The following is a 15,321-nucleotide window of genomic DNA, read 5'->3' on the forward strand; positions in this document are numbered from 1 at the left end:
TAAGAAAAGTGCAGAAACTAAGATATATTTTCTACCACCAGAGAGAAAGAGCAGATAGAGCTCAGATGCCATGCATAACACAAAAAAGTATCTTTTTAATCCTTGATTGTATAACAATAGCCAAACTGAACTCATAAGTGATAGCATTACTAAATATGCAAAGTAGTTAGCATTTCCAAAGAGAGTTTCGCCTAGTCGTTCAGTCATAAAAAGCTGGTTGGTTGCAAGTAACATGAAAAACAAAACAAAACCAGAAATTGAAAAACAGATAAGTATCTTTTTAATGTCATTCTCCTCGTTTATAACTGAACATAACGCGAATGTAATCCCTAATACAACAAATAGATTGTATATATTGCCGAATGCGGTATCAAAATCAAACGCATAAAAGCAGGAAAGTACTGATAAAGTAATAAAAGCAATGTACCAAACATGAAAATCAATTAATTTAAATCGCCCAAGAAAAAAAATTGAAAATAAACATACACCTAGCAGCATATACAAACTTAAGCTTTGCCACCGTTCATCCATAACACCTTGTTTACCAATATAAGAAAGCAGAATGTAAATATATGCAAAGATAATACCGATATTTTTTCTCTTCGAATTAGCAAACATGTCGACCACCGATAAGCTTATTAATATATTCTTCCCACATACTTATAACTTTAGATGGAGTAAATCTTTCCACAACTTCAGTTGCTTTTCTTCCGTAGTCCTCAGCTATTTGTTCATTCTCTATTAAGAAAATAATGGCATTGTAAATTTCATTTATATCCCCCCTGGGAACAAGACGTCCATTTACATTATCTTCAATCAACATTCGCGCGCCTCCTGGACTGCAGTCGGTCGCTACCACAGGCACCCCTACTGACATAGCTTCAATTAAGGCATTTGGAATTCCCTCATAATCTGAAGTAAGCACAAACATTCTTGAATACCTAACTTTTTCTGCTACATGATCTACTACCCCTTCGAAACGAACATGTTCATAAAGATTTAAACGATCAACCATTTCCTGCACATATTTTTCGTCAGGACCATCCCCATAAAAAACAAGCTTTATATCAGGATACTTATCTACAACTTTACGAAATGCTAACAACATGAGATCCTGCCTCTTTTGCACCAATTCAAAGCGTGCAACAAAAGAAATTTCATTTTTTCGCTCAACAACAGTCTCATCGGTAAATTTCCGAATAACTGGATTCGGAATTACACAACTTTTATTCACCAGTATTTTATTGAAGTAATCTCTTGCTCCATCAGTTTGAAATACAGCTCCGTCTGCAAATCTATATGTATATTGTCGTATAATATCGAATAGCCCATTTCTCCGATAAGGATCTGCTCGCTCAGAAATAATGACTGGAGTAGAAGTAAATCGTGTAGCGAGTATGCTGAGCAAATTAGGAAAATTTAAAAAAGAGATAACAACATCAGGTTTGATCACTTTGATCACTTTTTTTATCTGAAAAATCTGTACAAATCTTCTAATACCTCTCGTGTTAGATATATTCTTCTCTGTAATATGTATTACATTTTCATCAAGAGAATAATGCTGAACTACATCTTCATATGTAAAAACGTGCACCTTAAATCCTTTTCGGGATAATTCATTTGCAACAAATGTCAAGTTTTTTTCTGCGCCACCATAACTTAAACGATGAATGATAAATAGTACACTTTTTATCAACGATTATACACCTGCCCCAAATCCGAATTCTCTAAAGATTTTTAAAACGGTTCTATATTTTATTTTTTTAATCTTAACCCCTCTTGTCTGGTCACTAAATATTCGGAGGCTTTCTTGGAATGCACCTTTATGATCTCTCAAATGAATATACCAGCGTGCCAAAAACGCTGCGAAAATAAGGGGTTTAAAAATTGACGGATACAACAAATACTTCGAAGCTAGCAATCCAGCATTTTCTTTAGATATAGTATCTATCGCTTGACTGCTACCTTTTTTCCACTTGTTCATCTTTGGCCGATGCACCACTGAAACTTCTGCAAAGTAAATATTATACATTCCTTTATCTATGGCAACAAATGATGGGATTATTTCTTCATAACCATATCTAAAATCCGGGTACAGTGGATACTTAAATGCAGAAGCTCTAACAAAATTCGAGCCTCCTAGGAGCATACTAATTGTGTCATAACCTGACACCTTCTTTAGTTTAGAAACATTTACAACTCTATCTGTTTCAAGCATTTCATCCCAAATTCTTGTTGTTAATGTTGCAACATTTGAATTATTTTCTAATAAATTAATGCTTTTGATAAAAAATAAATCCCTACTCTCTTGGGAGATTACTGCATCATCATCCAAAAAGTATATATATTTTCCTTTTGCCAAAAGAAAACCTTCATTACGCCCTCCTCCAGCCCCTTTATTTTTCTCCAAATACTTATATGTGTATACAATGTTCTTATCCACGAATAAATTCTCAACAGCCTCATCAGTACCGTCGGTCGAATGATTATCAATAATAATGATTTCGGTTTTATTTGGCAGCTTACTTTGAAGACAACTTTGAAGAGCCTCTATTAACTGTTCCCTCCGATTCATTGTTACTACTACAATTGAGAGCAAGATTAAGCTATCCATTTAGATTCTCCAATCTTTATTGGTACTGGTTCAGCCTCTAACTGGAATACAAGAAACTTGCATGTTTATCTTCTATTACAGACAAGAACTGACGTATCACATAGTCCGGATTATACTTATCGTACTCCTCCAGACATTTCCCCTTTAAGTTATTGATCGCATCGGGATCTTCAAGAATAACCTCAAGCTTAGCTTGCAAGCTCTCATTTTCCATATCGTAAGTTAATCCATTGACTCCATCCGTAACAATCTCTCTGTTGTATTTCCAATCCGAAGCAAGTACCGGCAATCCCGATGCGAATGCATCGAGCAAAGTGCCAGCAAATCCCTCGCTGGAATAATAAGTCGGAAATAATAGCATGAAGTATTCTTTCAGAGTCTCTACAGATTGGTCGTAACCGACAATACCTTTATAAGAAACGTATTCCTTCGCCGTACTCATTACATGGCTAAACCGGTCCTTATATTCCGGATCGATCAAGCCATAGATATCCAACGTGTAAACCGTTTTTCCATGTTTTTCGTTAATTTGGGTGACCGCCTCAATGGCCGTCTCGATCCCTTTTTCCTTTAACACCCTGGAAAAAGTACATAACTTGTAGGGCATTTGCTGATTAAGCGTTAGTTCTTCTTCGGAGAGCGGTTTTAATCGTTTGAAGTTGGGCATATAATGGGCTTGCCGAAACCCTAGGTCCATTAATTTATTGATCATCGTATGGCTTTCAACGTGAATGCTGTTTATTTTTTTAACAACCGCTCTGTATGAGCTATGGTCCTTTAAGAAATCCGGAAGCCATCCGCCGATGACCACATAATGAATTTTTCTTCGAAATAAGGAGTTGAGAGCAATCATCAGCGGGACTAACACTCTGATTCCATTGGTGTCCGGCAGAACGACAATATGATTGCAGGTTTGCAATAACCGAACACAATGAAACAATAGTTTAAACGGATTCTTCTTCCAGTTGCACGTATCGACAGATATCGCTTTGTTTTCGAGCACTAGGTTTAATTCGTCTTCTAACATTCTTGTTTTAATCGTTTGTCCGTCTGCTGCATTTAATCCTTTAGCAAAATGACCTATAATACCGATTTTTAACATCGAATTACCTCTCCGTTACTTAGTCCCTTCGCTTGCTTCATCATAGGCTTATCTGACTACTATCTTCTTCAATGTCCGAAAAATTAATGTAATATCCTCGAGAATCGAAACCCGCTTCAAATATTTCAAGTTTAGCAGCAGCTTGTGGACCATAATCACCTTCACATAAGTCTCTTCCGGATTATCGCTCTCTCCAAGCAGCTTGTTCTCGTCGAAATATTCGATCGAGGCATAGTCCGTAATCCCGGGTCTAACCTTCAAGATTCCGCGCTGGTTACGGGTATACAGCTCCACATACTTGGGCACCTCGGGCCGCGGTCCTACGAAGCTCATCTCTCCGATCAGCACATTGATTAACTGAGGCAGCTCATCCAGCTTCGTCTTTCTCAGGAAGTGCCCGCATTTCGTAATGCGATTGTCTTTTCCTACGGTGATTTGCATGCCTTTTTTCTCGGCGTCGACGACCATCGTACGAAATTTATAGATTTTAAAAAATTTGCCGTTCTGCCCCACACGAATCTGCTTGAAAAATACCGGTCCTTTCGATGTCGTTTTAATAATGAAAGCAATGACCAGCAGTACAGGCAGCGTCAGGAGTAAGCCTGCTACCGAAAAGAAAACATCAAACATCCGTTTGAAAACAAGCTGAAGTCTCCGCTTTTTTAAAATATCGTCGATTCGCTCGAGAACGGGGAACTCTTCAGCTTGGGATTGCTCATAAAGCAACTGGGGCACCGGTCTCACTCCAACTCATAACGGACAACAAGCTTTCCGCTATATATTCGATCTGTTCATCCGACAGCAACGTGTGCAGCGGCAATGAAATTTCATTTCGATACATGTTATAAGCGTTCGGGTAATCTTGAATATCGAATCCCAAGTTCTTATAGGCCGTATGCATCGGCAGCGGTTTATAGTGAACGTTTGTTGCAATACCTTTTTCAGCCATTTTTTCGATCACGCCGTTACGGTAGGCTTCCGATCTGCCAGTAAGCCGGACCAGATACAAATGACCGCTCGATGAAAAGTCCGTTCCGAAATGTCTTAACGGTTCAACCTCGCCTCGGGCAAGCAGCCGATCGTACCGGCCAATGATCTCTTTTCTTCGTTCTAACAGTTCCGGGTATCTTTGAATCTGACCCAGCCCGATCGCCGCCATAATATCGGTCATATTGCATTTATAAGCCGGCGAAACGATGTCATACTCCCATGCGCCTAGCTTCGTTTTAGCAAGCGCGTCCTTCGACTGGCCGTGGAGGGACAGCAGCATAAACTGCCGGTATATCTCATCATTAGATACGCCAGGAATCTCTCTCCAGGTAACCGCGCCGCCTTCTCCGGTCGTTAAATTTTTGACGGCATGGAACGAAAAACTGGTGAAATCGGAGACGGCTCCGCTTCGCTTTCCTTTATAAATAGCGCCGAAGGAATGAGCGGCATCTGACAGCACTACCGCCCTGCCGAACGCTTGCTGTAAAGGATTGGTTGGTTGAAACAGGCCGCTTTTTCTGTTTACGATAGCAAGGATTTGATCGTAATCGCACATCACGCCGGCAATATCTACGGGGATGATCGCTTTCGTCCGCGGAGTTATCGCGGCTTCCAACTGACCGTAGTCCATTTCAAACGAATTCTCAGCCGTATCCACCAGAACAATCTTAGCTCCCACATGCTCGATTACGCTTGCGGAAGCGGAATACGTATATGCTGATGTAATCACTTCGTCGCCCTTGCCGATTCCCAATAATCTCAAGGTCAACTCCATCGCGGCTGTTGCAGAGTTCAGACATACCGCCATGGACGTCTCGCAATATTCGGCAATTTTCTTCTCCAGCAGCTTCGTTTTCGGGCCGGTTGTGATCCACCCGGATTTTAATGTATCGATCACTTCATTAATTTCGACATCGGAAATATCCGGTGGAGAAAACGGGACTTTCATCGTGAGAAACCCTCTCTTCGTCCAATAATGGGAACGGTCTACCTAAAAACAGAAAAACCTCAATCCACTACCATGTGGAGCTTGAGGTTTCTCACCGATTCGGCTGTACCGTCATTTCTTTTGTGATCATCCAATCCGCAAATGCCCGGAGTCCGCTGTGAATATCTTTTTTCGGCTCATAGTGCAATCTTGCTTTGGCTTTGTCGATATCGGCCCAAGTTCGCGGCACATCCCCGACCTGCTCGGGCAGCCATTCGATCGACGGAGCTTTTCCGACCGCATCCTCCAAAGCCTTTACCAGTTCCAGCAGCCGAGTCGGCCGATCGTTGCCTAGATTGAATACTTCATACTCTTCCACTTTGTAGTGAATGGCCGCTTTGATTCCAGCCACAGTATCGTCTACATAGGTGTAGTCTCTTGAGGTCGATCCGTCGCCATATAACGTGATCGCTTCATCGCGAAGCATCTTCCTAGCAAATTTATGAATCGCCAGATCCGGTCTTTGCCGCGGCCCATAAACCGTGAAAAACCGAAGCGCCACAATGGGAAGCCCGTAACAGTTGCTGTAACTTCTGCACAGCGCCTCTCCAGCCGCCTTAGTCGCTCCATACGGAGATGCCTGATTCAGAATCGGGTCCTCTTCCGAGAAGGGCACTTTCTCATTCAGTCCATACACCGAGCTGGAGGAGGCAAAAACAAATTTGCCGGCCTTAACCTTTACGGAGGCGTCCAATACGTTTATCGTTCCATTAATGTTAACCTCTACATATTGCAAAGGGTCTTCGAGAGACGGCCTTACCCCTGCCTTAGCAGCCAAATGAATAACGGCTTCAGGTGCGTACGATTCAAAAATTTCAAACACTTTTTCGCGGTTTCTAATATCCGCCTCTACCAGTTGGTACCGGCTCGATTCCAGTTGCTGCGATATGTTTTGTTCTTTTATACTTCGGGCATAAAAAGGATCGAAATTGTCGATTACAAGCACTTCATGCCCTTCAGCCAACAAGGAGTCCACGAGATGGCTCCCGATAAACCCCGCCCCGCCGGTCACTAGCATTCTCATCTTATTCGCCCCTGCCGATTCCTTTGTATGTAATTCCTGCTCGGACAATTCCCTCTTTATCGAGCACATTGCGTCCGTCCACAATCAGCCTCGTTCTCATCCGCTCTGCGATCCTGGAGTATGGAAGATGCAAAAACTCCTCCCATTCCGTAATCAACACGACTGCGTGACAATCTTCGAACAACTCCTCGGACGACGATGCATAGCTGATGATTAAATCCGGATACAGCCGCTTGCAGTTCGCCATCGCGATCGGGTCGTATACCTTCACATTCGCTCCAAGTTCGAGCAAACCGCGGATAATGTCGAGGGATGGCGCATCTCTTAAATCATCGGTATTCGGTTTAAATGCCAGTCCCAGTATCCCGATCGTCGAACCTCTCAGCACTTTCAGCTCGGACTGGAGTTTTCTAATGATACTCTCGCGCTGTTTGTAATTCGTTTTAATAGCGGCTTGCACAAGCGGCATCTCAAAATTATATTGATTCGCCGTATACATAATTGCAGCGGTGTCTTTGCCGAAGCAGCTTCCGCCCCAGCCGATTCCCGCGTTCAAAAATCTCGATCCGATACGTTTGTCCTGACCGATTCCTTTGGCAACTTCGTTAATGTCCGCTCCCACTAGCTCCGCAAGACCTGCAAATTCATTAATAAACGATATTTTCATCGCCAGAAATGAATTCGCTGCATACTTAATAAGTTCGGCGCTCGTCGGACTTGTCGTAATCATGTGCGGCAGCGTTAATCCTTCCGGCCGTCTGACCGATACCGGAGGGGTAAACGTCTGCTCCAGTAGCGGCTGGTATAGATTGATCAGCCGGCTTTTCGCTTTATCCGATTCAACCCCGATCACGATCCGGTCCGGATAAAACGTATCGAACAACGCTTCCCCCTCGCGGAGAAATTCGGGATTTGAGGCTACATCAATCTGTTTATGAATATTTCGCTTCTTCAACTCTTGTTCGATGATCGTTTTCACCCGTCGGGCGGAGCCGATCGGCACTGTCGATTTATTAATCACGACAGGGTCGGAGTCCGCTGCCAATCGTTCTCCGATCGCCTTTGCGACCACTTCTACGTATGTCAGATCCACGTCGCCGTTGCCTTTATTAGGAGTACCCACGGCTACGATGACGATATCTACTGACGAGTCGAACTCTTCCCATCTCGAAATAAATTCGATATTATGCCTCGATTCCCCGATAACTTCCGCCAAACCTCTTTCGTGGATCGGGATTTCCCCGTCTTTAAGACGCATAATTCTTTCTTCATTAATATCTAATAAGGTGACTTGATGTCCGAGATAAGCCAAAGCACTACCTGTAGTTAATCCGACATATCCGCTTCCTACGATTAGGACTCTCATAGTTCACTCCAGTATGTTTAATATACTCTTTTAACGCGACGCCACTACATGCTTCTCTACCAATTTCTCCATATATTCCAGAAGGCTTTGTCTTAATTCGCTATGCTGCAGCGCAAACTCGATGTTAGTTTGAATAAACCCAAGCTTCTCGCCCACATCATACCTGACACCTTCGAAATCATAGGCATACACAGCTTCTTCTTGATTTAATTTGGCAATGGCATCTGTAAGCTGGATTTCGCCTCCCGCCCCCGGCTCTTGCCGGTCCAAAATATCCAATATTTTTGGGCTAAGAATATAACGTCCCATGATGGCCAGATTGGAAGGAGCCTGTTCCATCTTCGGTTTCTCAACTAAGTTGCTCACGCTAAAAAAGCGTTCATGTATTTCTTTAGCCTCGATGATCCCGTAACGCGACACCTCTTTCTCAGGAACCCGCTGCACGCCAATGACCGACGCTTTGAAGCGCTCATATTGCTCAATCATCTGTTTGAGACACGGTTTGTCAGCCGCCACGATATCGTCGCCAAGCAGCACAGCGAACGGCTCATTCCCGATAAACTTACGGGCGCACCATACGGCATGCCCCAGCCCCTTAGCTTCCTTTTGTCGAATATAATGAATGTCGACCATCTTGGAAGACTTCTGGACTTCATTTAATAGTTCTAACTTCCCTTTCTCCAATAAGCTTTGCTCAAGCTCAAACGAGTTATCGAAGTGGTCTTCGATTGCCCTTTTCCCTTTGCCGGTCACAATAATAATATCCTCGATTCCTGATTCGACAGCTTCTTCAACAATATACTGAATGGTCGGTTTATCTACGATCGGAAGCATTTCCTTAGGCATCGCTTTCGTAGCCGGTAAGAATCTCGTTCCCAAACCTGCAGCTGGTATGATCGCCTTGCGTACTTTCATTATTTATGTTCTCTCCTTATGTATATTTATTTGGATAATCTTAGTTAACTGCAGCAAACTTTTTAGGCTGACTAGGCTGGATTTTCCGATTGTATACGATATCCATTATTTCCTGACGTAATTCTATGGGTGTGAAGGATTGGAATTGATCGATCAAAGTTTCGATCAGGATGATCGGAGTCATGGCCGCCTTACCTACGTAGATCTTTGGATAGACGTGGTCGTTATGCACTTCATTTTCATTCAACAGTTCTTCGAACAATTTCTCTCCCGGCCTCATCCCGGTATATTCGATGCCGATTTCTTCTTCTGTATAACCGGACAGCCGAATTAAATTACGGGCCAAATCTGTAATTTTTACGGGTTCACCCATGTCCAGAACAAAAATTTCTCCTCCTTGCGCGAGTGCACCGGCCTGGAGGACAAGCCTGGAAGCTTCGGGTATGGTCATAAAAAATCGGACCATCTCCGGATGCGTGACCGTAACCGGCCCGCCTCGAAGAATTTGTTCCTTAAATAGCGGAATTACGCTCCCCCGGCTGCCAAGCACGTTGCCGAAGCGTACGGCGACAAATTTTGTTGAGCTCCTTCGATCCAAGTCTTGAATGATCATTTCCGCCAGCCGTTTCGTCGCTCCCATCACACTGGTAGGGTTGACCGCTTTATCGGTCGAGATCATGACAAACGTTCCGACACCGCTATAACTGGCCGCTTCGGCTACGTTTTTCGTTCCGATTACGTTATTTTTAAAAGCTTCTTCAGGATTTCGTTCCATTAAAGGTACATGTTTATGAGCAGCCGCATGAAACACTACGCTCGGTCTGTGCTTCTCCATAATTTTGAACATTTTGTCCCGATCCTGAATATCGGCAATTTCCGCAATGTATTCGACGTTGTTTGCATTCTGGTTCTTTAGTTCCATTTCAACGGAATAGATGCTGTTCTCGCCATGACCTAGTAAAATCATCCGTCTGGGAGCAAACCTCGAAACTTGTCTGCATACCTCGGAACCGATCGATCCGCCGGCCCCTGTAACCAATATCGTATTCCCGGTTACGTAATGCGCGATCGAATATGTATCCAGCTCGACCGGCTCCCGGCCGAGCAAGTCTTCCACCTGGACATCCCGGACGTCGCTAACCGTTATTTTCCCGCTGATCAGATCCTCAAGCATCGGTACGATTTGTGCTTTCGCTTTTGTTTTGTTGCACTTCTCGACAATCTGGCTTAATGCCTTCTTGTTTAAGGAAGGGATCGCAATAATAATATTCGTTATCGCCAGCGACCGAACGGCTTGTTCGATCGATTCCTGACCGCCGATCACAGGGAGACCCAATACTTCGAGCTTATGTTTCGTACAATCGTCGTCGATAAAAGCAACCGGATAAAGCTCTGCATCCGGATTTTGCTTCAGTTGCCTGGCGATCATCGTGCCGGCGGCGCCTGAGCCGATAATTAACGCCCGCTTCTTACCGCTTATATCCGGCTTCGTTAAAACGCCGTCACGCATAATCCGCCAGGAAAACCGGATTCCGCCGATCAAAATCAGGTGCATCATCCATGTTATGGCCATCACGCGGACATACACGTCTTGAAAAAGCAGCAGTTGCAAAATCGACGTCACCGCTATCGATACGGTAATGGCTCTAATAATGGCTAGAAGCTCGCCGACACTGCTGTACTGCCATACCCGCTTGTATAATTTATACACATAAGCAAATATAAAGTGACACAGGAGCAGAGAGATCGAGCTGACCATCAGCTCGGGAGTAAATACGGTTTGAGACGGCATTAAAATAAAATTGCACATATAAATGGAAGTCATAACGATGATGGAGTCAATAAAAATTAGTGAGACCAATCTTTTCTGGTAAGACATAGTTCCTCCTCCTCAAAATGTGGTGCGCCAATATAAGCTCGCTTATTTGCATGCTCCGTCCGGCTCACGAAAATAAGCCAACTCACATTGGCAATAGGGCATTCAACCCCGCCTCACACCACACTCTTGACGATTTACGTCTAAGGTGAAAATCACCCACAGCATGGCCGAGTGCCTACAGTGATAAAGGTTCAGTAGACATTACCTGAGTAAGAAGTCACTCAACATTCACTTATTTCGACGTGTTCACCAGCACAGCCCCGAGTACAACAGCCTTCACATAGTTCAACTGGGCCAAAGCTTTCTTCGCTACTTCTCGCTTTACTTTTCCTTGATTCACAATCAGCACTACTCCATCGCTTATGGCCGCCATAATCTGTGCGTCCGTTACGGCCAGCACAGGAGGAGAATCGATCAAGACGATGTCGAACTCTTCTTTTACTTGGCTCAAAAGCTCCTGCATCTGTACCGACGACAACAACTCCGAAGGGCTTACGGTAGCATGCCCGGCCGGTATGAAGAAAAGATTCGCTATTTGCGTCTCGGAAATAGCATTGGATAATGGGCTTTGTCCAAGCAAGATATCCGCTAATCCAAATCCGTTGGATGTAAAAGTGTGGTGCAGCATCGGTGTTCTTAGATCAGCGTCAATGACGAGTACCTTCTTACCTTCTCTGGCGTATATGACGGCGAGATTGGCTATCGTTTTCGACTTTTCGTCTTTGGAAGTTACAGATGTCAACAACACGGTTTTCATCGGCTCGCTTGATGTCGAATACTGAATTTTCATCCGCAGCGTTCTGTAAGCTTCCGTTATTAGTGAGTTTGGATTAAGCTCAGTTACCAGGTTCATTTTGATTTTATCCGTTACTGCTGGCATAAGTTTTCTCACCCGCTACTCTTTGATAGGAAGCTTTATGCCTTCCTTTTAGATCCTTCTTCTTAATCTTTCTGATCATTGCCAATGTAGGTACCCCGAGCGCCAGCTCGATATCTTTCTCGCTTTTGATCGAGTCGTCTAAATATTCGAGAAGGAAGATCAAACCTGTTGAAATTAGCAGAGAAGCAATAACAGCAATAACCATATTCAACTTGATGTTCGGACTAATTGGACTCGGGTTTTGTACTACTTTTGCTTCACTTAGAATGGTAACGTTATCCACCTTCATAATTCTTGGAATTTCCTGTTTAAACACTTCCGCAACTGCATTAACGATACCGACTGCCCTTGTATGCGAAGTATCCTGAACACCAATGGTCATAACTTGAGATTGTTCTTTGGAAGTTACCGTAATTCTTGAATTTATCCCTTCTGCACTTAGATTAAATTCAGGATGATCCGCCACCACCTTATCTAGAATAGCTGGTGTCTTAAGGATCTCTTTGTACGTATTAATAAGTTGAATATTGGCAGTTAACGAGCCCAAGTCTAACTTATCGATACTCGACGATTCACTTGATTTATTAACGATTAGCTTGGTGCTGGTAGAATAAATGGGCTTCGTAAAGTAAAGATTGATGACTGCAGTTGCTAAACAGGCGACCAAAACAATTGAAATCAACATCCATAATTTTCTTTTAAGAATTAATAAAATTTCTTTCAATTCAAGTTCCATGAGTTCCTCCGGTATGATCGGTATTTAGATCCAATTTGTATCATCGAAACAATAAAAAAACTAAACTTATAATTCTGTAAATGAATATATAATCAATGATACATTATGTATCATTGACTCCTTAATAGAGCATCTATTAGTCAATTTAAAATGAGAAGACATTATTCGGGCGGCTGGACATCCTCATCAGGTCTACTAGGAGCGACTTTATCGATATAAATCAACTGCACAATTTCCTTGCTTATATGTAGCTGATCCAAAACTTTCTTTATATCTAAGTCTATTCTCCCGTCAGTCTCCACTCCGTTACCCCCTGTCATATTCTTAACATTACTTTAAGATACGTTTTGTATCGTGTCAAGTACTTATTTTCATTTTATGAAAGGTAAGAAAAGAAAAAAGCTGCATTTCAAAGGGGATAAGCAGCTCGAATGACAATAATTTTCTCCTCAACATTACAACTTGTATCCTCAACTAATACCTATATACCGCAAAGTAACCGAAGGAGCCGAATGATTAAACAGCTCCTTTAGTCGCATAACATCATTCGTTTTCAGATAAACATGGTAACCATATGTTTTACGCATCGTGTGAGTCCCTACGTCTTCCAGGCCGGCTTGCTTGGCCGCTTCGTTCAGGATGCGGTATACCCGGATTCGTTTGATCGGCTGCCCGGTCCGTTGGGAGCGGAACAAGTAGTCATTAATGTCCATACTTTTGTTATATTCACGGAGGGCGTGAATTAATTCATCCGTCAGCTTGAAACTTTTCATTTTTCCCGTTCTTTCTTCCCTCAGCGAAACGACGGTTTTGTCCTGGACGTCGCTCACCTTCAGCTTCAAAATATCGGTCAAATGCAGCCCCGAGCTGATGCCTATAGTAAAAAGCAGCCAGTCTCGATCGGACTGTTTTTTCAGTATGGTCTGGATCTCTTTAATTTTCTCCACGTCCTTTATAGGCTGGACGACCTGCATGATTCACACTCCTTCTTAGCAAGAATCCTCTCCCAAATTGTGCGACTGCATTCACAGTAATACGTCAGCCTGAGGCTATCATTTTGCTGAACGTGCCTCTCGTTTCATCGGACAGCTTCTGGTACTCCCCTTGTTGGATAATTCTCCCGTTCTCCAGTACGATCACCTGATCGGCATTTCGAATTGTAGAGAGCCTGTGAGCGATGACGATTAAGGTCATTTTCCCTTTCAAACGATCGAGAGCTTCCTGAATTTTCGTCTCATTTTCGTGATCCAGCGCGCTCGTGGCCTCATCGAGCACCAGAATGAGCGGTTTTCGCAGGATCGCCCTTGCCAATACGAGCCTCTGCCGCTCCCCGCCCGACAGTTTAATCCCCCGGTCGCCGATAACGGTATCCAAACCTTGCGGAAGTTTGCTTACAAATTCATCCGATGCGGAAAACCGGAGAGCCTCCCACATCTCCTCCTCTTTGGCGCCCGGTACGACCATCATTAGATTTTCCCGGACGGTGGCGTGAAAAAGGAACGGATCTTGCGAAACGTAACTGATCGCCCCTCGAATGGACGGCCGGTTGGCAGGGGTCAGGGGAATTCCGTCTATCCGAATCTCGCCCCCTTCCGGCTCAATCAATCCGATCAGAAGATCGATCAAGGTACTTTTTCCTGCACCCGACTTCCCTACAACGGCGGTCATACTATTCGCGACAATTTGAAAGCTGACGTCGTGAAGGGCATAGACCGGTTCATGGGGATCATACCGGTAAAATAAATGGCGGCATTCGATACTTTGTTCCATACGCATGGTGGTTACAGCTTGGCCGTGACGGTCGATATCCAGCTCCTTGGCGTCCGCGCATTCCCGGTGCAAACCCGACAAACTCTCAAAGGCCGGAAAGGTAGAAACAATCTGCTGCCAGCTCGATTGGATGGACGTAAATCTCGGCCACAATCGGGTAAAGATAAGGATAACCAGCATCAGCTGCCCCGGTTCGGCGCGAAGAAGCTTAATCGACACCCAAATGAACATGGCGATCAGCAGCGTCGATACTACGCGATAGACGAATTGGGAAGTCGTTTGCAGCCGCGAAAATTGGACATAAGTAGCCTCCATCTTGTTGCCCAATCGAGTAAACCACGTATAGTGATGCTCTTCCAGCGTATTGCTTTTTATATCTTTGATCCCGTTAAAATGCTCGGTGACGCCCGCCGTATAGGTCCGAGCCAACAGAGTGATGTTTTCTCCCAAATGTTTGGCTTTTCTAATAAATTTCCGCGAGAACAAAGCTAGCAAAATGCCGCTGACCAGCACAAACAACGTCAGCTTTACCGATAACCATAGAGCAAACACGATCTGAATGCCGGTAAATACCAGGTTAGTTCCCAACCCAAGCGCGGAAACGGTGCCCTGGCTTACATTCGCAATCTCGTGAGTCATCATATGCGTAAAATCGGCTCTTCTCTTCTTAACGAACAAGCTCCAATTCGACTGCAGAATCGCCCGGTACGTCTCGAATCTTAAAGATTTAATGAACATTTGCTGGATTTTGCTGTTCTGGATCGTTTGGCTTCTTTGCAGGAACGCTTGAATTGTTACAATCATGATGAAAGAGAGCAAGATAACCAGCAATTGCAAGGTTTCCGGAACATGGGCAAACCCCTGATTCATCCAGGCAATAAGCGGGATCGGTCCCACATCGACGCTTAGAACCCCGATCACGCCCAGCATCGGGATCAATAAATAAATCGCCGCCCCTTCCAGGGAACTGATGATCATCATACTGAAAAAGTTAATGTACAGCTTAAACCCGACGACATGGTGCATTTTCTTCAAATAAGGCAGTAATGGCGCCATC

At 43.9% G+C, this 15,321-nt stretch carries 14 protein-coding genes; all 14 read right to left on the reverse strand.

The annotated features are described in order from the left end of the window. A partial coding sequence (locus AC3Y2E_RS32930) for a hypothetical protein (RefSeq protein WP_379217471.1) occupies positions 1–618 on the reverse strand: 618 nt, incomplete at its 3' end. Beyond that, positions 608–1,696, reverse strand: coding sequence for a glycosyltransferase (locus AC3Y2E_RS32935; protein WP_379217472.1), 1,089 nt, complete (start codon positions 1,694–1,696; stop codon positions 608–610). The genes AC3Y2E_RS32930 and AC3Y2E_RS32935, both read right to left, overlap by 11 nt. A gap of 3 nt (positions 1,697–1,699) precedes the next feature. Then, positions 1,700–2,614, reverse strand: coding sequence for a glycosyltransferase family 2 protein (locus AC3Y2E_RS32940; protein ID WP_379217473.1), 915 nt, complete (start codon positions 2,612–2,614; stop codon positions 1,700–1,702). Between the two features lie 37 nt (positions 2,615–2,651). Next, positions 2,652–3,716 carry a glycosyltransferase family 4 protein gene (locus AC3Y2E_RS32945; RefSeq protein ID WP_379217474.1) on the reverse strand — a complete coding sequence of 355 codons (1,065 nt, stop codon included), beginning with the start codon at positions 3,714–3,716 and terminating at the stop codon, positions 2,652–2,654. 48 nt (positions 3,717–3,764) lie between these two features. Next, entirely contained in the window at positions 3,765–4,451 is a 687-nt protein-coding gene (locus AC3Y2E_RS32950; protein ID WP_379217475.1) for a sugar transferase, read from the reverse strand. Then, on the reverse strand, positions 4,432–5,655 hold the full coding sequence (locus tag AC3Y2E_RS32955) for a DegT/DnrJ/EryC1/StrS family aminotransferase (protein WP_379217476.1): 1,224 nt from the start codon (positions 5,653–5,655) through the stop codon (positions 4,432–4,434). Before AC3Y2E_RS32955 ends, AC3Y2E_RS32950 begins: the two co-directional genes overlap by 20 nt. Before the next feature lie 91 nt (positions 5,656–5,746). Next, a complete protein-coding gene (locus AC3Y2E_RS32960; protein ID WP_379217477.1) occupies positions 5,747–6,718 on the reverse strand; it encodes an SDR family NAD(P)-dependent oxidoreductase in 972 nt (323 codons plus the stop codon). 1 nt (position 6,719) lies between these two features. Beyond that, positions 6,720–8,084 carry a UDP-glucose dehydrogenase family protein gene (locus tag AC3Y2E_RS32965; protein WP_379217478.1) on the reverse strand — a complete coding sequence of 455 codons (1,365 nt, stop codon included), beginning with the start codon at positions 8,082–8,084 and terminating at the stop codon, positions 6,720–6,722. A gap of 30 nt (positions 8,085–8,114) precedes the next feature. After that, positions 8,115–8,999, reverse strand: coding sequence for a UTP--glucose-1-phosphate uridylyltransferase GalU (gene galU / locus AC3Y2E_RS32970; protein ID WP_379217479.1), 885 nt, complete (start codon positions 8,997–8,999; stop codon positions 8,115–8,117). A 40-nt stretch (positions 9,000–9,039) separates the two neighbouring features. Further along, the gene (locus tag AC3Y2E_RS32975; RefSeq protein WP_379217480.1) at positions 9,040–10,878 is read right to left on the reverse strand and encodes a polysaccharide biosynthesis protein; all 1,839 of its coding nucleotides are present in this window, start codon (positions 10,876–10,878) and stop codon (positions 9,040–9,042) included. A gap of 232 nt (positions 10,879–11,110) precedes the next feature. Next, positions 11,111–11,758, reverse strand: coding sequence for a CpsD/CapB family tyrosine-protein kinase (locus AC3Y2E_RS32980; protein WP_379217481.1), 648 nt, complete (start codon positions 11,756–11,758; stop codon positions 11,111–11,113). After that, entirely contained in the window at positions 11,739–12,494 is a 756-nt protein-coding gene (locus tag AC3Y2E_RS32985) for a YveK family protein (RefSeq protein WP_379217482.1), read from the reverse strand. Before AC3Y2E_RS32985 ends, AC3Y2E_RS32980 begins: the two co-directional genes overlap by 20 nt. A 470-nt stretch (positions 12,495–12,964) precedes the next feature. Next, positions 12,965–13,468 (reverse strand): tyrosine-type recombinase/integrase, encoded by a 504-nt coding sequence (locus tag AC3Y2E_RS32990; RefSeq protein ID WP_379217483.1) that lies wholly within the window; start codon positions 13,466–13,468, stop codon positions 12,965–12,967. 64 nt (positions 13,469–13,532) lie between these two features. After that, positions 13,533–15,320, reverse strand: coding sequence for an ABC transporter ATP-binding protein (locus AC3Y2E_RS32995; protein ID WP_379217484.1), 1,788 nt, complete (start codon positions 15,318–15,320; stop codon positions 13,533–13,535). Position 15,321 lies beyond the last annotated feature (1 nt).

This window comes from Paenibacillus sp. MAH-35, assembly GCF_058135425.1.

Excerpts from the sequence above, each read along its gene's own strand:
- AC3Y2E_RS32955 (WP_379217476.1), bottom strand. The coding sequence starts at position 5,655 with ATGAAAGTCCCGTTTTCTCCACCGGATATTTCCGATGTCGAAATTAAT.
- AC3Y2E_RS32980 (WP_379217481.1), bottom strand. The coding sequence starts at position 11,758 with ATGCCAGCAGTAACGGATAAAATCAAAATGAACCTGGTAACTGAGCTT.
- AC3Y2E_RS32945 (WP_379217474.1), bottom strand. The coding sequence starts at position 3,716 with ATGTTAAAAATCGGTATTATAGGTCATTTTGCTAAAGGATTAAATGCA.
- galU (WP_379217479.1), bottom strand. The coding sequence starts at position 8,999 with ATGAAAGTACGCAAGGCGATCATACCAGCTGCAGGTTTGGGAACGAGA.
- AC3Y2E_RS32995 (WP_379217484.1), bottom strand. The coding sequence starts at position 15,320 with ATGGCGCCATTACTGCCTTATTTGAAGAAAATGCACCATGTCGTCGGG.
- AC3Y2E_RS32940 (WP_379217473.1), bottom strand. The coding sequence starts at position 2,614 with ATGGATAGCTTAATCTTGCTCTCAATTGTAGTAGTAACAATGAATCGG.
- AC3Y2E_RS32960 (WP_379217477.1), bottom strand. The coding sequence starts at position 6,718 with ATGAGAATGCTAGTGACCGGCGGGGCGGGGTTTATCGGGAGCCATCTC.
- AC3Y2E_RS32990 (WP_379217483.1), bottom strand. The coding sequence starts at position 13,468 with ATGCAGGTCGTCCAGCCTATAAAGGACGTGGAGAAAATTAAAGAGATC.
- AC3Y2E_RS32975 (WP_379217480.1), bottom strand. The coding sequence starts at position 10,878 with ATGTCTTACCAGAAAAGATTGGTCTCACTAATTTTTATTGACTCCATC.
- AC3Y2E_RS32985 (WP_379217482.1), bottom strand. The coding sequence starts at position 12,494 with ATGGAACTTGAATTGAAAGAAATTTTATTAATTCTTAAAAGAAAATTA.
- AC3Y2E_RS32965 (WP_379217478.1), bottom strand. The coding sequence starts at position 8,084 with ATGAGAGTCCTAATCGTAGGAAGCGGATATGTCGGATTAACTACAGGT.